This window comes from Rubellimicrobium rubrum (assembly GCF_006152115.1).
Classification (GTDB): domain Bacteria; phylum Pseudomonadota; class Alphaproteobacteria; order Rhodobacterales; family Rhodobacteraceae; genus Rubellimicrobium; species Rubellimicrobium rubrum.
The window spans coordinates 149701-167587 of record NZ_VDFU01000005.1 but is presented as its reverse complement, the minus strand read 5'-3'; the positions used below and the strand labels follow the sequence as shown (position 1 = coordinate 167587).

The 17887-nt window shown below is 63.5% G+C and carries 19 protein-coding genes; 10 read left to right on the top strand and 9 right to left on the bottom strand.

All coding sequences use genetic code 11. The features are described 5' to 3' along the window. Nucleotides 1-56: 56 nt before the first annotated feature. Nucleotides 57-362, bottom strand: a complete 306-nt coding sequence (locus FHG66_RS06505; RefSeq protein ID WP_139075933.1) for a DUF6477 family protein — start codon at nt 360-362, stop codon at nt 57-59. A gap of 221 nt (nt 363-583) precedes the next feature. Here FHG66_RS06505 and FHG66_RS06500 point away from each other — a divergent pair, with 221 nt between their 5' ends. Continuing rightward, nucleotides 584-1669, top strand: coding sequence for a DUF6456 domain-containing protein (locus FHG66_RS06500; protein ID WP_425471711.1), 1086 nt, complete (start codon nt 584-586; stop codon nt 1667-1669). A 4-nt stretch (nt 1670-1673) separates the two neighbouring features. Here the strand turns inward: FHG66_RS06500 and FHG66_RS06495 are convergent, their stop codons facing one another. Next, complete coding sequence (locus FHG66_RS06495) at nt 1674-2255, bottom strand: LysE family transporter (RefSeq protein ID WP_139075932.1); 582 nt, start codon at nt 2253-2255, stop codon at nt 1674-1676. A gap of 179 nt (nt 2256-2434) precedes the next feature. On the opposite strand from FHG66_RS06495, the gene lipA reads away from it, so the two are divergent. Further along, nucleotides 2435-3379, top strand: coding sequence for a lipoyl synthase (lipA, locus tag FHG66_RS06490; protein ID WP_139075931.1), 945 nt, complete (start codon nt 2435-2437; stop codon nt 3377-3379). Nucleotides 3380-3537: 158 nt separating this feature from the next. Here the strand turns inward: lipA and FHG66_RS06485 are convergent, their stop codons facing one another. The 4 genes from FHG66_RS06485 to hpt all read right to left on the bottom strand — a co-directional run bounded on the left by FHG66_RS06485 (nt 3538) and on the right by hpt (nt 6070). Next, nucleotides 3538-4476: a cytochrome c gene (locus tag FHG66_RS06485; RefSeq protein ID WP_139075930.1), complete on the bottom strand. Its 939-nt coding sequence runs from the start codon at nt 4474-4476 to the stop codon at nt 3538-3540. Nucleotide 4477: 1 nt separating this feature from the next. Further along, a complete protein-coding gene (locus FHG66_RS06480; protein ID WP_139075929.1) occupies nt 4478-4951 on the bottom strand; it encodes a c-type cytochrome in 474 nt (157 codons plus the stop codon). 214 nt (nt 4952-5165) lie between these two features. Continuing rightward, nucleotides 5166-5423 carry a GlsB/YeaQ/YmgE family stress response membrane protein gene (locus FHG66_RS06475; RefSeq protein WP_176556152.1) on the bottom strand — a complete coding sequence of 86 codons (258 nt, stop codon included), beginning with the start codon at nt 5421-5423 and terminating at the stop codon, nt 5166-5168. A 104-nt stretch (nt 5424-5527) separates the two neighbouring features. Then, nucleotides 5528-6070, bottom strand: coding sequence for a hypoxanthine phosphoribosyltransferase (hpt, locus tag FHG66_RS06470; protein ID WP_139075928.1), 543 nt, complete (start codon nt 6068-6070; stop codon nt 5528-5530). Nucleotides 6071-6226: 156 nt separating this feature from the next. Between hpt and FHG66_RS06465 the strand changes: the two genes are divergently transcribed. Beyond that, nucleotides 6227-6685 (top strand): type II toxin-antitoxin system RatA family toxin, encoded by a 459-nt coding sequence (locus FHG66_RS06465; protein ID WP_139075927.1) that lies wholly within the window; start codon nt 6227-6229, stop codon nt 6683-6685. Here FHG66_RS06465 and FHG66_RS06460 read toward each other — a convergent pair. Genes FHG66_RS06460 through FHG66_RS06450 form a run of 3 tightly spaced genes read right to left on the bottom strand, consistent with a single transcriptional unit; the run spans nt 6661 to nt 8758 of the window. Continuing rightward, entirely contained in the window at nt 6661-7134 is a 474-nt protein-coding gene (locus tag FHG66_RS06460) for a CinA family protein (protein ID WP_139075926.1), read from the bottom strand. The genes FHG66_RS06465 and FHG66_RS06460 overlap by 25 nt on opposite strands. Beyond that, nucleotides 7131-7637 carry a phosphatidylglycerophosphatase A family protein gene (locus FHG66_RS06455; protein WP_139075925.1) on the bottom strand — a complete coding sequence of 169 codons (507 nt, stop codon included), beginning with the start codon at nt 7635-7637 and terminating at the stop codon, nt 7131-7133. The genes FHG66_RS06460 and FHG66_RS06455 overlap by 4 nt, the downstream gene beginning before the upstream one ends. Next, a complete protein-coding gene (locus tag FHG66_RS06450) occupies nt 7634-8758 on the bottom strand; it encodes a bifunctional 2-C-methyl-D-erythritol 4-phosphate cytidylyltransferase/2-C-methyl-D-erythritol 2,4-cyclodiphosphate synthase (RefSeq protein WP_139075924.1) in 1125 nt (374 codons plus the stop codon). Before FHG66_RS06450 ends, FHG66_RS06455 begins: the two co-directional genes overlap by 4 nt. 201 nt (nt 8759-8959) lie before the next feature. Here FHG66_RS06450 and dusB point away from each other — a divergent pair, with 201 nt between their 5' ends. The 7 genes from dusB (at nt 8960) to hflX (ending at nt 17880) form a co-directional block, all read left to right on the top strand. Further along, nucleotides 8960-9961, top strand: a complete 1002-nt coding sequence (gene dusB, locus FHG66_RS06445) for a tRNA dihydrouridine synthase DusB (protein WP_139075923.1) — start codon at nt 8960-8962, stop codon at nt 9959-9961. Further along, on the top strand, nt 9958-11043 hold the full coding sequence (locus FHG66_RS06440; RefSeq protein WP_139075922.1) for a two-component system sensor histidine kinase NtrB: 1086 nt from the start codon (nt 9958-9960) through the stop codon (nt 11041-11043). Before dusB ends, FHG66_RS06440 begins: the two co-directional genes overlap by 4 nt. Beyond that, complete coding sequence (locus FHG66_RS06435; protein ID WP_139075921.1) at nt 11044-12414, top strand: response regulator; 1371 nt, start codon at nt 11044-11046, stop codon at nt 12412-12414. Nucleotides 12415-12554: 140 nt separating this feature from the next. Further along, nucleotides 12555-14765, top strand: a complete 2211-nt coding sequence (locus tag FHG66_RS06430) for a sensor histidine kinase NtrY-like (protein WP_246082488.1) — start codon at nt 12555-12557, stop codon at nt 14763-14765. Nucleotides 14766-14770: 5 nt separating this feature from the next. Then, entirely contained in the window at nt 14771-16168 is a 1398-nt protein-coding gene (gene ntrX / locus FHG66_RS06425; RefSeq protein ID WP_139075919.1) for a nitrogen assimilation response regulator NtrX, read from the top strand. A gap of 200 nt (nt 16169-16368) precedes the next feature. Beyond that, nucleotides 16369-16602, top strand: coding sequence for an RNA chaperone Hfq (gene hfq, locus FHG66_RS06420; RefSeq protein ID WP_139075918.1), 234 nt, complete (start codon nt 16369-16371; stop codon nt 16600-16602). A 6-nt stretch (nt 16603-16608) separates the two neighbouring features. Further along, a complete protein-coding gene (gene hflX, locus FHG66_RS06415) occupies nt 16609-17880 on the top strand; it encodes a GTPase HflX (RefSeq protein WP_139076001.1) in 1272 nt (423 codons plus the stop codon). Nucleotides 17881-17887: the final 7 nt, after the last annotated feature.

Here is a 17887-nt window from a genome sequence, read left to right as displayed (position 1 = left end):
CAACGGCCTGCAGCGCGCCGACCTGACATCTGGCCGTACAGGGCGCCATGTCGTCCTCATGCTGCGACAAGGGCTGGCCTATTGGCAGCCCGCAGAGCCCGAGCCTCTCCGAGCAGCGCGATCAGCACCGACACATGGCTAAGGTGGGTGTAGTCCGCGGATTTTGCCTGGCGCTTGCTTTCGAGCATCGCCTCCAAATCCAGAAGCTTCACGATAGCCTCGCCGACGCGGGGTGCCACCGGTCCACCAATCAGGCGGGGCAGGTGCTTGGCACGGTCATAACCATCGACACCGTATCGAGCCGCGCTGACCAGAAGCCGCGGACGATCAAGAGTCGCGATCATACCAAGAAGGTCAAGCATAGTCGTTCTCCTCGTGCAATGTAGCCCTTTGATAACGAGACTTTGCCACGAGTTTTGACAGTGTTGCGTGAGCCGGGGTCGGACCGTTCGCGGGGGTCAGAGAAGTTTAGCCCTTGGCAACCAATCTGGTCCGCGAACGGCGTTCCTTGGCGCGGCGTCCAAGGGATAGCCGGACGCGGCAGGTGGCCGGGACAGGCCGCGACGCAAGGCAGGAGCAGCGAATGACCATGACTGAACGTGTAGCCCATGTCGGGCCGGAGTTTGTAGCGTCGGAGCGGGTTGGTGAGTTTCCGGGCTGGGTGCCGGTGGCGGCACGGAATTACCTGGCCCACACGGAGGGCGGGCACTCCATTCGCTCCCTGGCTCGCGAGGCTCAAGTGCACCCATCCACAATCCTTCGCCGGGTGCGACGAGTGGAGTCGCTGCGCGACGACCCTTTGGTCGACTCGGCCTTGCGTCACCTCTCGGTCGACATCCCAGCGGCCGAAGACAAGGACAGGGACGAAGTTCTGGCCAACGAGTCCGTCCCAGTCCTCCGGCGGCTGGCCGAGGCCGGCAGCGTGCTGGCCGTGGCGCGGGACATGGAAAAGGGCGTCGTTGTTCGCGAAGGCAACGATGGAGAGCCCACACGGCTGGCCGTCGTGGACCGCAGGCTGGCCGAGGCCATGGCGCTGCGGGACTGGATCGCCTGCGTGGCCCCTGATGCCCGGATCCGCCGCTATCGAATCACCCCTTCGGGCCGTCAGGTTCTCCGCCGCCGCATGGAGGAGGCGAGGCCGGCTGGTCTTGCCGAGGCCCCCGCATCCTTCATCGGCATCCGTGCCGAAGAGGCTATCTGCGACGAGAGCCGGCTCAGGCATATGCGTTCATCGCTCCCGGAAAGTCCGCTTGCGGCCTTGGCCCGGCGTCGCGACGGCGAAGGGCGCCCGTTTCTCAGCCGTGAACTGGTGGCGGCCGGCGAACGGCTCCGAGAGGATTTCGAACTGGTCCAAGGCGTTCGCGATGGCGCCGTCGATTGGGATCAGTGGCTCGAACGACTGCCGGGTCACAGGTTCGCCGAGCGCTCGTCACAGGTCAACGGACCCGAGGCCGCCAGATCGCGCATGGAGCGCGCTTTGTCTGATCTTGGGCCAGGTCTGGCTGACGTCGCTCTTCGTTGCTGCTGCCTTCTGGAAGGGCTGGAGCAGCTTGAAAAGCGCCTGGGCTGGTCCGCGCGCTCTGGCAAGGTCGTGCTGCGGATTGCCCTTGAACGGTTGCGGCAGCACTACGGGGATACTGCGGAACGGTCCAAGTCGCTGATCGGCTAACCGATCAGGCCAATCCCGCTGCCCTGCCGAACAGATACATAGCCAGCACCGCCAGCCAGACCGAGGCCGCGCGTCTCCATCGGGCCGGCATCCCGGTCTGAAGGCGGCCGTTCCGGCGCAAGCTGGCCCCCAGTGCGGCCCATATCATGGCGACAGCTACCACTTCGGCTGAGAACAACACGAAATTGCCGGCCGAGGTCCACATGTTCGACGCGGGGAGGAGCACCAGTCCGAAGATGAGAGCCTTGGGATTCAGCAGCGTCGTGACCGCGACGCGGCGTGCCGTCACGGTGGGGCGTCCCGTCCCCATCGAAGGCACCCGCCACATCGACAGGGCAAGCCACATCACCCAAAGTGCTGCGACCACCGTAACGGCAGCCTTGGCCATCGGGACTGCCTCCAAGAGCTGCGCACCCAGAATCGACAGCGGGAGCGTCGTGGCGAGATAACCCAGAAGCTCGGCAGGGATCAGACGGATCGTGCGGAACCAACCTTGTTCCGCAGCGCCCATCGCCACGAGCGTGTTGGTGGGTCCTGGCGTGACCAGGAGCACAAAGATCGCTAGTGCCAGTTCGGAGTATGTCATGAGACGGCCATTGATGGGGCGTGCCGACTAGGCTCATGTGCAACATCGAAGTCAACCGGCGCTGCCGCATCCGCGACGTTTGGCGACACCGTCAAGGTCCAAAGAACGCCATGTTGTGCACTGGCGCGCTGGACCCGACATCCATAGATTGGTGGGAACCTGTCCCGAGGAAGGCCTCCATGCGCGACCTGAAGATCCCTGGCGAGCGGCATCCAGAAAAAGCGCACCGCCCCGATCAGGAGCAGCCGCGCAAGCCGGCTTGGATACGGGTCAAGGCGCCTACTTCGGCGGGCTATCGTGAAACCGCCCGTATCATGCGCGAGCACCGGCTCACTACGGTCTGCGAAGAAGCCGGTTGCCCCAACGTGGGAGAGTGCTGGAGCCAGGGCCACGCGACCATGATGATCATGGGCGAGATCTGCACCCGAGGCTGCACGTTCTGCAACGTGGCCACTGGGCGTCCCGACGTGTTGGACTCCTTCGAACCAGGCCGGGTTGCGGATGCGGTCCAGAAGCTGGGTCTCAGTCACGTCGTCGTCACCTCGGTCGATCGAGACGACCTGGAAGATGGCGGGGCCGAGCACTTTGCCATGACGATCAGGGCGATCCGGAGACGCTCTCCTGCAACCACGATCGAGGTTCTGGTGCCGGATTTCCTCAGATGCGGCCCCGCTGCGCTGGAGACGGTTGTGGCGGCCCAGCCGGACGTGTTCAACCACAACCTGGAAACGGTTCCGGGTCTTTACCCCGAGGTCCGGCCCGGTGCCCGGTATTTCCACTCCCTCCGTCTTCTGCAACGTGTCAAGGAGCTGTGGCCCCAGGCGTTCACCAAATCCGGAATCATGGTGGGCTTGGGCGAGGACAGGCAAGCGGTCCACCAAGTCATGGACGACATGAGGGCCGCGGACGTGGATTTCCTGACCATCGGGCAGTACCTTCAACCCAGCCCCAAGCATCACCGGGTGGATCGCTTCGTCACGCCCGACGAGTTCACCGCGTACGAGACGGCCGCTCGCGGCAAGGGTTTCCTGATGGTGTCCGCAAGTCCGCTCACGCGATCGAGCTATCATGCGGGGGACGACTTTGCCCGGCTCAGGGCAGCGCGGCAGGCGAAGTTCGGTTGATCTTTCTGGCAGACCCGGTCAGCCGTCCAAGCGTAGGACAGACAGGGCCTCATGTCCGTTAAATATAACTAGTATCTGCCTGGTTGAATGACGTTCGGTATGTGCGTGCTCGTCTCCGAGTCGTCCTCGGAGATCTTACCCCAGCATATGGTCAACCATCATCCAGCTTCTTCCGCCGAGGAGTCGCCGGTGCCGGGCTTCGGTGCAGGGGAGTCGACGGGCGTAACGATCTTGAGATAAGCGGCCATCGCTCTGCGATCCTCGTCGCTGAGTTGGCTAGTGTTCGCGACCACCTCGGCCATCTCTCCACCGACGACGTCGAACTCGGGCGTGAAGCCGGATTGCAGCATGGCCACAATCTGTGCTTCCGTCCATTTGAGGCCCGCTGGCGTGATGTTCGGATTGTGACCGTCGCCAGCGGGGTCCGGAGCACCCGCCAGCCATGATGCCCTTCGCAATCCGCCCAGAGCATTTCTGGGCGTGTGGCACTCTCCGCAATGTCCGAGCGCTTCGACGAGGTAACGGCCACGGGTCTGCTCGGGCGTGAGATCGCCCTGAACGACGAAGTCCCGGTCTTCGAACAACAGCTTCCAGCCCCCCACCGATCGGCGGATGTTGAAGGGGAAGGGAATCTCGTGGGGCAGGCTTTCAGCCGCTGAAGGGGGCAGGGTCCGCAGGTAGGCTACGAGGTCGGCAATGTCCTGAACGTCGGCCTTGTTGTAGGCGTTCCATGGAAAAGCCGGATAGTAGTGCTGTCCTTCCGGGGACACGCCGCGCATCACCGCATTGATCAGGTCCGCGTCGGTCCAATTCCCGACACCCTGCGGCGAGGGTGAGATATTCGGCGCAACGAACGTCCCGAACTGCGTGACGAACCGCTGGCCGCCCGACAGGACAGGTGCGTCGGCTGCCGGCGTGTCCGGTGCCACATGGCACGAGGCGCAGCCGGCTGCCGCGAACAGTATCTCTCCCCGCGTCGCATCCCCGGAAATGCCGGAAAGCTCAGCCGCAGAGATTGGGTCCGGCGCCGTCACCCACCAGGCCGCCCCGGCGCCTAGCAGCGCGAGGGCTCCGAGCGAAGCCAGCGCTGTCCGCATATCACTCGTCCGCTTCGCGGTAATCCTGGTGACAGGCGCCACAGGCCTTGCCAACCTCACCCAGACTGGCTTGCAGCGTCGCCAGGTCCGTCCCCGCGCCGGCTTGCAGATTGGTCACGGCTTGCTCCAACGCCTCGTGCTTGGCACTGAAGTCGTCCATGTTCTCCCAGATGGCCGGCAAGGCTTCGCTGTCGTCGAACTCGGCGTTGGAGGTGCCGGGCAGCCAGTAGCCAACCTGATCAAGTTGGGTCATATGGCTCAGGTTCTGAGCGGCCGTCGTCGCTGCGGCCCCGTCGTATTCGACATTGCCTTGAGCCATGGCACCGAGCTTTCCGAGATTGAACGCATAAAGCGACATGTGGGACTGTCGCGCCCTGACCGCCTGCTCCTCAGGAGAGGGCGGCGCATCCTGAGCGGCGGCGACGCTGGCGACGGCCAAGGCGGCCAAGGCAGCGATGCGGAACGTACGGGTCATCGGGTGGGCTCCTATCTGGATGGCTGGCAGGGAGAAGTTAACGTGACGTCCCGAACGGCTGCCACCGAAAAAACCGTTCGACGTCGCCGGTCGGACTTTGGTCCGTGAACAGCAGGAACAGGAACAACCCCTAGGCGAAGCTGTAGTCGGGTGGGTTCCGCCTAGGCGATGCCGCCGTCAAACGAGAAATGCTCCAACACCACCCAAGCCAGACTCATCGCACCGAGCGTCCGCGGATCATGTTGATGATCGCAAGCAGGATCACGGCGCCGATGACCGAAACCAAGATGCTCCAAAGCCAGCCGCCCTCGGCCACGTTCACTCCAAACAGCGCACCGAACAGCCAGCCGCCGACGATGGCGCCAACGATGCCGATGATCAGGTTCATCACGAGGCTGTCGCTGCGCCCCATGATCTTCTCGGCGATCCAGCCGGCGATGATGCCGATAATGATCCAAGCGATGATCGTCATACCGATACCCTCCAGCAAAGCCGCTCACGGCGCGGCCTGCCTCAACGCGGTCAGCCAGGTTCTGGGTCCAGCGTTGCGAACGATCGGGCCCAGGCCCTGCCTCCTCAAGCGTCGGTGAAGCGCACCTTGCCGATATAAGGAAGGTTGCGGTTGCGCTGCGCGAAATCGATTCCATAGCCGACCACAAATTCATCCGGAATGGAAAAGCCGATCCAGTCGGCGGCGTAGTCCACCTCGCGCCGGGACGGCTTATCCAGCAGCGCAATGGTTTTGAGACGCGCAGGCTTGCGGGTCCAAAGATAACGCGTGACCTGATGGAGCGTGTGTCCCGTATCCACGATGTCCTCGACCAAGAGCACATCGCGCCCTTCGATCGCGGCCCTGAGATCCTTGAGAATCCGTACTTCCCGGGAGGACTCCATCGAGTCGCCGTAGCTGGAGGCCTCGAGGAAGTCGACTTCCACGGGAAGGTCCAGCTCACGGACAAGGTCCGCGATGAACACGAAGGAGCCGCGCAGCAGGCCCACAACCACGAGCTTGTCCGTGCCGGCGAACTCCTCGCCGATCTCTCGGGCCAGGGACTCGATCCGAGCAGCGATGGACTTGGCCGATATCAGCTGATCGATGATGTAGGGGCGTTGGGGCATGGCGTTCCCGATCCGATGGGGCGGCCTCTTTCCTCGCTGCGGGACGGGACGAACTCAAGGCCGAATCCGCTCTGTACAGCCGTCGTGGGGTCATCCCCCTTGATCCCGAGCCGTTCCTGGCCGAAATGACGGGTCCCATCACAGAGGATGTGCGACGTGACCACCCATTCCGAGACTCGCATCCTCCCGTACACGGCCCAGCAGATGTATGATCTGGTTGCTGACGTCGCCCGCTACCCTGAATTCCTGCCATGGACGGCCGGGGCACGCATCCGCTCCGTGGAGGATCGGGGTGACCACCAGGAGATGCTTGCCGACCTCGTGATTTCGTTCAAGCTGTTTCGGGAAAGCTTCGGCAGCCGCGTGCTCCTCTATCCGGCAACCAAGCGGATCGAGACGGAGTACATGGAAGGCCCGTTCAAGCGCATGCAAAGCGTCTGGGGGTTCCGCGACGTTCCGGCGGGCGTGGAAGTGTCGTTCTCGACCGACTTCGAATTCCGGAACCGGCTTCTTCAGAAAGCTGCGGGCGTGTTCTTCTATCAAGCCATGCAGCAGGTCGTGCGAGCCTTCGAGAAACGCGCGCAACAACTCTACGGAGTTCGCTCCACAGCCTGAAGGAGAAGGTCCAGGGCATGGGCCACGCTAGCCTGCCGCACCTCGTCCCGACCCCGCGGACCGAACTCCACGGTTTCCGTCCTGGCCCCCTGAGCGGTCGCTAGTCCGAAGCAAACCCGTCCTTCTGGCTTACGACCAGACGCGCCGGGACCTGCGACGCCAGTGATGGCCACGGCTACGTCGGCCTCCGATCGATGAAGAGCGCCAACGGCCATCTGGCCGGCCACATCCTCGGACACGGCCCCATGGATCTCGAGCGCCTCTGTCGTCACACCGAGAAGGTCCATCTTTGCGGCGTTCGAGTAGGTCACGAAGCCCCTGTCGAAGACGGTCGACGCTCCGGCTGGTCCGGTCAGCTCACCGGCCAGGAGGCCACCCGTGCAGCTTTCCGCGACCGCAATCCGCAACCCCTTGGCGCGCGCAGCCGCAAGCAGCTCTCCGGTGTTCATCGCATCAGCACTCCATGGGCGAGACCCGCCAGGACAGTCACGCCCGCAGCCGCGAACAACCCTGCGAACAGGTCGTCGAGCACGACCCCGGCAGCCCCGGGGCGCCGATCTGCCCAGCCGATCGGTCCAGGCTTCCAGATGTCGAAAAGGCGGAACAGGACGAACGCCGCGATCCATCCGGGCCAAAGCCGCTCGACCGAGACGCCATTCGAGGCCGCACCAAGGGCGATCGGTAACAGTGCAATCCATTGACCGGCTACTTCGTCGATGACTACCCAGCTGGGGTCGTGATGACCCGGCTCCCCTATCCGGGCAATCAGGTCGGTGATCGACCAGAATGCCAATGCGACGACTGCGATCAGCGCCAAAACGAACATGAGGGGCCCGAACAGCTTGAGCAGCGCGTAAGCGACTACGACCGCTGCCAATGAGCCCCATGTGCCAGGAGCGGGCCGACAATGACCAACGCCTCCAAAGCTCCCTACCCAGTGGCTCAGGGTCATTCCGACACCAGCGTGGCCGTGGCAAGCGCCGCCATCCCTTCGCTTCGACCGGTGAACCCGAGTCGCTCGGACGTTGTCGCCTTGATGCTCACCCGCTCGGGACCAAGCCCGAGTGTCCGTCCGATGACGTCCTTCATTGCCCCGGCATGAGGCCCGATCCTCGGGGCTTCGCAGACCAGGGTCACGTCCACATGGGATACCCGAAGCCCCGCTTCGTCTGCCAGCCTCTTTGCATGATCCAGGAACAAGACGCTGTCGGCTCCCCGCCAGCGCGGGTCGGACGGCGGAAAATGGTGGCCGATGTCCCCCGCCGCAAGCGCGCCGAGGATGGCGTCAGTCAAGGCATGCAAGCCGACGTCCCCGTCCGAATGCGCAACAACCCCTTGGCTATGCGGGATCTTCACGCCGCAGATCGACACATGGTCGCCCGGCCCGAATGCGTGGACGTCATAGCCGTGGCCCGTTCTGATATCCATTCGGCCCTCCAGAATACGACTCGCCCTCGCGAGATCGCCGCGATGCGTGACCTTGAGGTTGTCCTCGTCCCCCCGGACGATGGCGACGCTCAGACCGGCCATCCGGGCGACCTCCACATCATCCGCCGCTCCGCCGGGAGAGGAGCGATGCGCGGCGAGGATCGGCCCGAAACGGAATCCCTGGGGCGTCTGTGCGCGCCAGAGGCCCTCTCGGGGCTGCGCCCCCTCGACCTCTGTCACCCCCCGCCAAAGCGCATCCGTGACCGGCAATGCTGGTGCGGCACCCTCATGACCGGCAAGCGCCTGAACCACCCGTTCAGCGACCTCGCGCGTCAGGCAGGGCCGGGCCGCATCATGAATGAGGACCGCGTCAGGGGGATCGGCGGCCAAAGCCTCCAACCCAGCCCTGACACTTTCAGCCCGCGTGGCACCACCGACGACCAAGCGCGCGCGGGGGTGGACGTTCTCGGCGAACGCGATGTCGTCGGCATGATGAACAAGGATCAGGGGATCCGCGCCCACGCGATCAAGAGCCATCATCGCGTGGGAGGCGACACTGCGCCCCGCAATCACGCGCCACTGCTTGGGACTGCCCCCAAGGCGGGTTCCCCGGCCCCCAGCCACGATGATGCCTGCGATGCGCATGCTGCTTTCCATGCCTGTCACTAACCTCATCATTGTTGCGGCGCAAATAGCCTCTGGGCCCTAGCACGACTGCCCAAAATCTGTGCAAGGCCAGAATGGTCCAAGTTCACGAGGAGCGCTCCGTTGTGGACGATCTTCGTTCCCGCTACGAGGGGTCCAAGCTTGAAATTCAGGCAAACGTTCAAAGGCGCGGCAGGACCGATGACAGATCCCCGGAAGATCGACTTGGCGGGAGTGCCGATCTTCTCTCCGGTTGCTTTGGCGCCCCTTGCGGGAATTACGGACCTACCGTTTCGGACACTGGTGTCGAGCTTTGGCGTCGGGTGGGTCGTCTCGGAGATGGTGGCCTCGCAAGAGATGGTGCAAGCCAAGCCCGGCGTGAGGGAGCGTGCCGAGTTGGGTTATGGGCAAGCCAACACGGCAGTCCAGCTCGCCGGGCGCGACCCGTACTGGATGGCCGAGGCTGCGCGAATGGTCGAGGCGAACGGGGCCCGCATCATCGACATCAATATGGGCTGTCCGGCAAAGAAGGTGACCAACGGCTGGTCTGGGTCCGCCCTGCTCAAAGAACCCGATCACGCTCTTCGTCTCATCGAAGCCGTGGTTCAAGCCGTGGACGTGCCCGTCACGCTCAAGACACGACTGGGCTGGGACGAGACGTCGATGAACGCCGGCTCCGTTGCCAAGCGGGCAGAGGATGCCGGAGTGCAGATGGTCACGATCCACGGTCGCACGCGGTGCCAGTTCTACAAAGGGAAGGCCGATTGGTCAGCTATCCGGGCCATCAAGGAGGCCGTGACGGTACCGGTGGTTGCGAATGGCGACATCGTGGACGTCGCAACGGCGCGGACGGCTCTGGCCCGCTCCCGGGCCGACGGTGTCATGATCGGCCGCGGCGCGCAGGGGCGCCCGTGGCTGCTCGCCCAAGTCGGCGCAGCCCTCGCAGGTGCCGAAGGGCCATCCACGCCGACCGGTTCTCACTTTTCCGATATGGTCGCAGGGCATTACGAGGCGATGTTGGATTTCTACGGTCCCTCTCTAGGCCACAAGGTGGCCAGGAAGCATCTGGGCTGGTACATGGACGTCGGCGGCACTGCGGCAGACCTGCGCAGTCTGGTCCTGACGTCTCAGGACCACCGAGCCGTCCTTCGCCTTCTGCCCGAGGCCCTGTCTAAGCAGACAACACGGGCCTGCGCAGCATGATCGCGGACGACGCTCTCTGGGCCTCGCTTCCCATTCCCGCACTCCTTCTGGCGCAGGACGACACAATCCTGCATCCGAACCCTGCAGCGGAGCTGTTTCTAAATCTGTCCGCAAAAGCGCTGGAGGGCGCGCCGGTCTTCGACAAGATCATGATCGATGCTCCACTGGAGGATGCATTCCGCCGCGCAAGAGCTCAGAAGTCATCGCTCTTCGTCAATGACGTAGACGTCGGATCTGGCGAAAGGCCGCCGCTGCAGTGCAACCTTCATTTTGCTCCGCTTCTGCGTAGCGAAGGGCAGATGCTGATGCTGATCAGCCCGCGCGAGATGGCCTCCCGCATGACGCAGAACGTCGGAAGCCAAAAGGCCGCGAAATCTGCCATCGGGATGGCCGAAATGCTCGCCCACGAGATCAAGAACCCCTTGGCCGGGATCACTGGAGCGGCACAGCTTCTGTCGATGGGGCTTGATGGTGCTGATCTCGAATTGACCGACCTGATCGTCGAGGAAAGCCGCCGTATCGTGAAACTGCTCGAACAGGTCGAGCAGTTCGGGAACCTTCGACCTCCCGCACTGAGGCCGGTGAACGTGCATGACGTGCTGGACCGGGCGCGGCAGTCGGCGGCCGTGGGCTATGGGGCGCATATGCGCTTCGTGGCCGATTACGATCCATCGCTTCCACGAACCCTGGCCGACGCGGACCAACTGCTTCAAGTCTTTATGAACCTGATCAAGAACGCCTGCCAAGCCAGTGCTGACGGCGGGACGATCCGTCTGCACACGTTTTATGAGCCGTCCCTCCGCTTGCGTAGACGGGACGGCACCCAGGCCCGCCTGCCGCTTCAGGTGGAAGTCTGCGATGATGGTCCTGGCCTGCCCGCCGACATAGCCGGAGACATTTTCGAGCCATTCGTCTCCGGTCGAGAGAACGGCACAGGCCTGGGCCTCGCCCTCGTGTCAAAGTTGCTCGGAGATGTGGGTGGCTGGATATCCGTGGAGTCGGTCCCGGGGCGCACCGTATTCCGCGTTTCGCTCCCCATGGCGCCAAAGGATGCCCCGGAATCCCTTGAAGGAGATCGCTGAATGGATGGAACCGTTCTTGTCGCCGACGACGACCGCACGATCCGCACCGTTCTGACGCAGGCGCTGACCCGAGCGGGGTGCAAGGTCCATGCCACCTCTTCGCTGGTCACGCTCATGCGCTGGGTCGAGGAAGGGAAAGGCGATCTCGTCATATCGGATGTGATCATGCCCGACGGCAATGGCATCGAGCAGTTGCCAAAGATCGGCGCAGCCAGACCGGGCTTGCCAGTCATCGTGATCTCGGCCCAGAACACCATCATGACGGCCATTCAGGCCGCCGAGGCCGAAGCCTACGATTATCTTCCGAAGCCTTTTGATCTGCCTGACCTCATGAAGCGAGCGGCACGAGCGCTGGAGGTCAAGCGACGCGCCGCCGCTCCAAAGATTGCGGCGGAAACGGAGGGACGTGGGGGCGATCTCCCCTTGGTGGGGCGAACGCCCGGCATGCAGGCGCTTTACCGCCTCGTTGCTAAGGTTATGAACACCACGCTTCCCATTCTGATCATGGGAGAATCCGGCACAGGAAAATCCCTGATTGCGAGGGCGATCCACGACTTCTCTGATAGGCGTGGGCAGCCATTCGTCATGGTAACGACCGCTGACTTGCAAGGCATGGACGGACCGTCCCAGGTTGTGGCCCGTGCACGCGGAGGCTCGATTCTCCTGGACGAAGTGGGCGATCTGCCAGAAGAGGCGCAGGCTCGTCTCGTGCGCATGCTGGACACCCTTGGGGACAGCGCGCCCAGGGTCATGGCGACCTCGCGGGCGGACCTTTCGACCCGCATGGAAGCCGGTCGGTTCCGAGAGGACCTGTTCTATCGCCTGGGCGGCGTTTCCATCGCGGTTCCGTCCCTGCGGGAACGGGTCGATGATATCCCGCTGCTGGCCGAGCACTTCCTGGCACGGGCCGAGAAGGACGGGGCCGTATCCCGTCGCCTGTCGCCTGGGGCGCTGGATCTGATCCGCAGCTATTCCTGGCCGGGAAACGTCCGCCAACTCGAGAATGCGATTCGCAGGCTTGTTGTCACCTCGACCGAAGAAGAAGTGGCGAAGGCGGAGGTCGAGGCGGTCTTGGGAAATCAGCCCGCGATGGAGCCACTGCTCGAGGGCGACGGCGGAGAACGGCTCATGGGCGCTGTGGCAAAGCACCTGCGGCGCTACTTCGATCTTCATGGCGGGGTCCTGCCGCCCGCTGGCCTTTACGATAGGATACTACGTGAAGTTGAAGTGCCACTGATCGAGATCGCCTTGGACGCGACCGCCGGAAACCAGGCGCGTTGCGCGGATCTTCTTGGAATTAACCGGAACACGCTCCGAAAGAAGATCACCGACCTCGATATTCGCGTGACACGTCGCAGGAAGTTGATGTAAAACCGCCACAGAACCGTGGCTCCTGGACAAAGGGATGATCACGGCGAGGGCGGGCAGGAACCTTCAGGGTTCCCTTCATGAGGCGATCAGGCGTGCAGCGCGGGCTGGCAGGCAAAGGACTGACTCGGTTCGGACGATGGATGCGCTTGCGGCGTGTCCGGAATGCCGCGACTCTGAGCCTCGTGATCCTGGGGCCGGCTCTGGCTGGGCTGACCTATGTCGTCCTCGGTCCGCTCGATCAGGGTGCTTCTTCGGCCGCACTGCGGCTCGTGCTCTTGACAGACCTGGTTTATGTCCTGGTCGTGGCGACCCTGGTCTTCCGCGAGGTCGCACGCATGGTCGCTGCCCGTCGGGCCAAGTCGGCAGGCAGTCGGCTCCATCTTCGGCTCGTAGGCGTCTTCGCGCTCCTGGCGCTTCTGCCCACCGTCACCGTGGCGGTCTTCTCAGCACTGACCATCAATGTAGGGCTCGAAGGCTGGTTTTCGGAAAGGGTCAGGGAGGTCGTCTCGTCGTCCCTCGAAGCCGCACAAGCCTATGAGCGCGAGCATCGCGAGGAACTCGAGCGGGATGGCCGCAGCCTTGCGGAGCTGATCGACTCCGAGAAGCTGGGCAACGTGGCCCTATCGGACGGGGACATCCGCCAGCTTCTCGGCAGTCGCCAAGACCAGATCGAAAGAGGGCTGACCGAGGTCTTCGTCATCAACGGCAGCGGCGGTATCCGGGCTCGCGGCGCGCGCAGCTACGAGTTCGGATACGAGGAGCCGACGGACGAAGACTTTCGTCTGGCGCAGGCCGAAGGGATCCGCATTCTCGAGGACTGGGCCAATGACGAGTTCAGGGCTCTGATTCCGATGCCGTCCTTTGCCGATCGTTACCTCTTCGTCACCCGGTCCGTGGACGGCGAGATCCTGTCACTGCTCGATGAGACGCAAGAAACCGTGGACCTGTATCGGCAACTCGACGACAACAAGGGCCGCCTGTTGTTCGAGTTTGGCCTTCTTTACCTGGGCTTTGCCCTGATCCTGATCTTGGCGGCAGTTTGGCTCGGCCTGTGGTTCGCCGAAGGGCTGTCGAAGCCCCTGGGACGGCTGCTCGGCGCGTCCGAACGGGTCGGCGCCGGTGACCTCAACGTACGCGTGATCGAGGAAGAGGGAGACGACGAGATCGCTGCCCTTAGCCGTCACTTCAACCAGATGACAGGCAGGCTCAAGGCCCAGCGGGAAAAGCTGCTCGACACCACAGAGCAGATCGAAAAACGGCGGCGTCTCTTCGACTCCGTTCTGTCGTCCGTGACGTCCGGCGTCGTGGGCTTGGATGCGGAGGGGCGGGTGACCTTCGCCAACCGGTCCGCGCAGAGGCTGCTTGCCGTCGATGAGGTGCAGGCCGAGACTGCGCTTGCGATCGCCGTCCCCGAGTTCGCTCCACTGCTTGCAACCCTCCGGCAAGAAGGCCGCGAGACGGTGCAGGAGCAGGTAGCATTGGTCCGAGCCGGGAAGCAGGAGATGCTTCTGGTTCGCCTTTCGCCGCGCCGCGCCGACGATGGATCGCTCGAAGGGTACGTTCTTGCCTTCGACGACGTGACGGATCTCGTGTCGGCGCAGCGCATGGCGGCGTGGGGGGACGTGGCCCGGCGGATCGCCCACGAGATCAAGAACCCTCTCACCCCGATCCGGCTGTCCGCCGAGCGCATCAAGCGCAAGTTCGGGCGCAAGCTAGGCGACGAGGCCGCAGACCTCGACCAGATGACCGATGTCATCGTCAGACAAACCGAGGACCTCCGGCGCATCGTGGACGAGTTCTCCAAGTTCGCCCGCATGCCCGAGCCGGACCGGCGCGACTCGGACCTCACCGTGCTTGTCCGCGACGCCGTCACCTTGCAAGAGGCCGGACAGCCCGGCGTCAGATTCGAAAGCGTCCTGCCGGCCGCGCAGGTGGCAGCCGAGGTCGATGCCACCATGATCTCCCAGGCAATGACCAACCTGATCAAGAACGCGGGCGAGGCGATCGAATCCTTTCAGGAGACCGGTCCCGGGGACGACTATGTGCCGACGATCCGGGTCATGCTCCTCGTCGATGGGAACCAGGCGCGCATCCTCATCGAGGACAACGGCATCGGGCTTCCCGAGGACCGTGCCCGTCTGTTCGAGCCATACGTCACGACCCGGGAGAAGGGGACTGGCCTGGGCCTCCCCATCGTGAAGAAGATCATCGAGGAGCACGGCGGCACGCTGGCGCTCGAGGATGCCGAAGGGCGGGGGGCTCGCGCCGTCATCCGCCTGCCGATCAAGGCGCGAGACGATCAGATCGAAGCAGCAGAACCAAAAACATCACAGGCAAGAAGGGCGGTATAAAAGAGATGGGCGACATCCTAATCACCGACGACGAGCGCGATATCCGAGAACTGATCTCGGACATTCTCAAGGACGAAGGCTACACGACCCGCCTCGCGGGAACTTCGGATCAATGCATGGCCGAGATCGCCAGGGAGGTGCCGGCGCTGATGGTCCTCGATATCTGGCTGAAGGACAGCCGGATGGACGGGATCGACATTCTTAAGCAAGTGCGGCGCGAGCACCCTGAGGTGCCCATTGTCATTATCTCAGGCCACGGCAACATCGAGATCGCGGTCGCGGCCATCAAGCAAGGCGCCTACGATTTCATCGAGAAGCCGTTCAACATCGAGCAGCTTTTGGTCGTGATCCGCCGGGCGATGGAGACATCGCGGTTACGGCGCGAGAACGTGCAGCTCAAGAGGGGCGACGCGCTGAAGTCCGAGATGCTGGGCGACTCGGCGGCATTTCGTCAGTTGCGGTCACAACTGGACAAGGTCACCAAGTCGAACGGCCGCGTGATGCTGTCGGGCGAGCCGGGTGCCGGCAAGGAAACTGCCGCACGATACATCCACGTGAACTCCAATCGGGCGGACGGCCCCTTCGTCGTCGTTTCATCGGCCTCAATCGCACCGGAGCGGTTCGAGGAGGTGCTGTTCGGGCGCGAACTTCCAGGCAAGGGAGTCGAAAAGGGACTCCTGGAGCAAGCCCATGGCGGCATTATCTACTTCGACGAAGTGGCGGACATGCCGCTTGGCACCCAGTCCAAGATCTTGCGGGTACTCGTCGATCAGCAATTTGCTCGCGTGGGCGGAACGGACAAGGTCCAGGTGGATCTTCGGGTCATCTCATCGAGCAATCGCGATCTTGCTGCTGCCATCGCCGCGGGGACGTTCCGACAGGAGTTGTTCCACCGTCTGAACGTGGTCCCGATCCATGTGCCTTGCATCGAGGAGCGCAGGGAGGACATCCCGTTGCTGGCCGAGCACTTCATCCAGGTGCTGAACCGGACTCAGGGCCTGCCGCTCCGCAAGCTGGGAGAGGACGCGCGCGCGCTCCTTCAAACCATGCTCTGGCCCGGCAACGTCCGCCAGCTCCGCAACGTGATCGAGCGGGTCCTGATCCTAGGGGAGGCCGGTGGAGACATCAGCGCGAAGGAGCTTCCTTCTATGGAGGAGGGGCCGACCGACGAAGGGCGGGTGGTGCTATCCGGTGGCCTGGCGACCCTTCCCCTTCGAGAGGCGCGAGAGCTGTTTGAGAAAGAGTACCTTCTTACCCAGATTAACCGGTTCGGCGGGAACATTTCTCGCACGGCGGCCTTCGTGGGGATGGAACGTTCGGCGCTTCATCGTAAACTCAAGTCGCTTGGCGTGGTGACCGGGCTGAAGACGACGCCGCGGCTCGTCTACGCAGAGGAGGGATGATGTCGGGGGACGACGGTCAGGGGCAATCGCCGCGTCGCGTGCTGGGACTTGCGTCCCGGCCCGCAATGGCTCAGAGCAAAGTGGCCACAGTTGTGGCTCCTTTGCATCCTGCGGGGATGGAAACTCCGTCTCCCGCACGACATAGTGAGTCGGACGGGGACGGCCCTCCAGTGCAGGGCCGCAAGAAGACGGGAGCCGGAATGGCCGACAGCAAGCAAAATCTTCAGGACGCGTTCCTAAACCACGTTCGGAAGACCAAGGTTCCCGTCACCATCTTTCTGATCAACGGCGTCAAGCTGCAGGGCGTGATCACCTGGTTCGATTCGTTCTGCGTCCTCCTGCGTCGCGATGGGCAGTCGCAACTCGTCTACAAGAGCGCTATCTCGACTATCATGCCGGCACAGCCCATCAACCTCTACGACGGGGACGAGTAGGCCTTGCTGGAGCGGGGCGAGCAGCGCACCCTGGCTTGGGTCCTCCATCCCGACATCAAGGGCGACCGGGAGGCTAGGCCGGCTGAGCCGGCGCTCGACGAGGCCGTGGCTTTGGCCGCCGCTCTTCCGGGTCTGCAAGTAGAAGGCTCCGAGGTCGTGCGCCTAAGCCGGGTGCATCCCGGGATGCTGTTTGGATCCGGAAAGATCGAGGAACTGAAGGCTCGGTTCAAGGAGCATGAGATCGAACTCGTGCTCGTCGACGGGCCGGTCTCGCCCGTTCAGCAGCGCAATCTGGAGAAGGAGTGGGGCGTCAAGCTCCTGGACCGGACCGGCCTCATCCTCGAAATTTTCTCGGACCGCGCTCGCACCCGTGAGGGGGTCCTGCAGGTTGAGATGGCCGCGCTAAGCTATCAGCGGACACGACTGGTGCGGGCTTGGACCCACCTGGAACGGCAGCGCGGCGGCTTCGGGTTCGTGGGCGGCCCAGGTGAGACGCAGATCGAGGCAGACCGTCGCGCCATCGATGACCAGCTTGTCAAACTGCGGCGTCAACTCGACCGTGTGGCGCGGACCCGGACGTTGCATCGTGCCGCTCGTGCCAAGGTGCCATTTCCTGTCGTGGCTCTGGTCGGCTACACCAACGCCGGAAAGAGCACGATCTTCAATCGCCTGACCGGTGCCGAGGTGCTGGCCAAGGACATGCTTTTCGCCACTCTAGACCCAACGATGCGGAGGGTGGCGTTACCGGCAGGCCTGCAGGTCATTCTGTCGGACACCGTGGGCTTCATCAGCGACTTGCCGACAGAGCTTGTGGCCGCCTTCCGCGCCACGCTGGAGGAGGTGCTGGACGCCGACTTGATCCTGCATGTCCGCGATATCAGCCACCCCCAGACCGACGCCCAGGCCAAGGATGTCGAAGGTATCCTCGAAAGCCTCGGCGTTGGAGAGAGCACGCCCCTGATCGAGGTCTGGAACAAGATCGACCTTCTCGCACCGGAAGCCCGCATCTCGGTGGACGTGCAAAGCGGCCGCGAGGCCAAGGTGATCTCGGTCTCAGCTCTGACCGGCGAAGGTCTCGACTCCCTGCTTGATGAGATCACACGATGGCTCGACGAGCCGCGGGAGGAGGAAGAGCTTCTTGTCTCCTTCGCCGCTGGTCGCCAAAGAGCCTGGCTCCATGAGAACCGGTTGGTGATCGAAGAGCAGGACGAGGAGAGCGGCACCCGGATGCGGGTTCGTTGGACAGCCCGTCAGCGCGACCGGTTCCAGACCCTCTGACGCCTGC

Excerpts from the sequence above, each read along its gene's own strand:
- FHG66_RS06505 (WP_139075933.1), bottom strand. The coding sequence starts at position 362 with ATGCTTGACCTTCTTGGTATGATCGCGACTCTTGATCGTCCGCGGCTT.
- FHG66_RS06500 (WP_425471711.1), top strand. The coding sequence starts at position 584 with ATGACCATGACTGAACGTGTAGCCCATGTCGGGCCGGAGTTTGTAGCG.
- FHG66_RS06495 (WP_139075932.1), bottom strand. The coding sequence starts at position 2,255 with ATGACATACTCCGAACTGGCACTAGCGATCTTTGTGCTCCTGGTCACG.
- lipA (WP_139075931.1), top strand. The coding sequence starts at position 2,435 with ATGCGCGACCTGAAGATCCCTGGCGAGCGGCATCCAGAAAAAGCGCAC.
- FHG66_RS06485 (WP_139075930.1), bottom strand. The coding sequence starts at position 4,476 with ATGCGGACAGCGCTGGCTTCGCTCGGAGCCCTCGCGCTGCTAGGCGCC.
- FHG66_RS06480 (WP_139075929.1), bottom strand. The coding sequence starts at position 4,951 with ATGACCCGTACGTTCCGCATCGCTGCCTTGGCCGCCTTGGCCGTCGCC.
- FHG66_RS06475 (WP_176556152.1), bottom strand. The coding sequence starts at position 5,423 with ATGACGATCATCGCTTGGATCATTATCGGCATCATCGCCGGCTGGATC.
- hpt (WP_139075928.1), bottom strand. The coding sequence starts at position 6,070 with ATGCCCCAACGCCCCTACATCATCGATCAGCTGATATCGGCCAAGTCC.
- FHG66_RS06460 (WP_139075926.1), bottom strand. The coding sequence starts at position 7,134 with ATGAACACCGGAGAGCTGCTTGCGGCTGCGCGCGCCAAGGGGTTGCGG.
- FHG66_RS06455 (WP_139075925.1), bottom strand. The coding sequence starts at position 7,637 with ATGACCCTGAGCCACTGGGTAGGGAGCTTTGGAGGCGTTGGTCATTGT.
- FHG66_RS06450 (WP_139075924.1), bottom strand. The coding sequence starts at position 8,758 with ATGCGCATCGCAGGCATCATCGTGGCTGGGGGCCGGGGAACCCGCCTT.
- dusB (WP_139075923.1), top strand. The coding sequence starts at position 8,960 with ATGACAGATCCCCGGAAGATCGACTTGGCGGGAGTGCCGATCTTCTCT.
- FHG66_RS06440 (WP_139075922.1), top strand. The coding sequence starts at position 9,958 with ATGATCGCGGACGACGCTCTCTGGGCCTCGCTTCCCATTCCCGCACTC.
- FHG66_RS06435 (WP_139075921.1), top strand. The coding sequence starts at position 11,044 with ATGGATGGAACCGTTCTTGTCGCCGACGACGACCGCACGATCCGCACC.
- FHG66_RS06430 (WP_246082488.1), top strand. The coding sequence starts at position 12,555 with ATGCGCTTGCGGCGTGTCCGGAATGCCGCGACTCTGAGCCTCGTGATC.
- ntrX (WP_139075919.1), top strand. The coding sequence starts at position 14,771 with ATGGGCGACATCCTAATCACCGACGACGAGCGCGATATCCGAGAACTG.
- hfq (WP_139075918.1), top strand. The coding sequence starts at position 16,369 with ATGGCCGACAGCAAGCAAAATCTTCAGGACGCGTTCCTAAACCACGTT.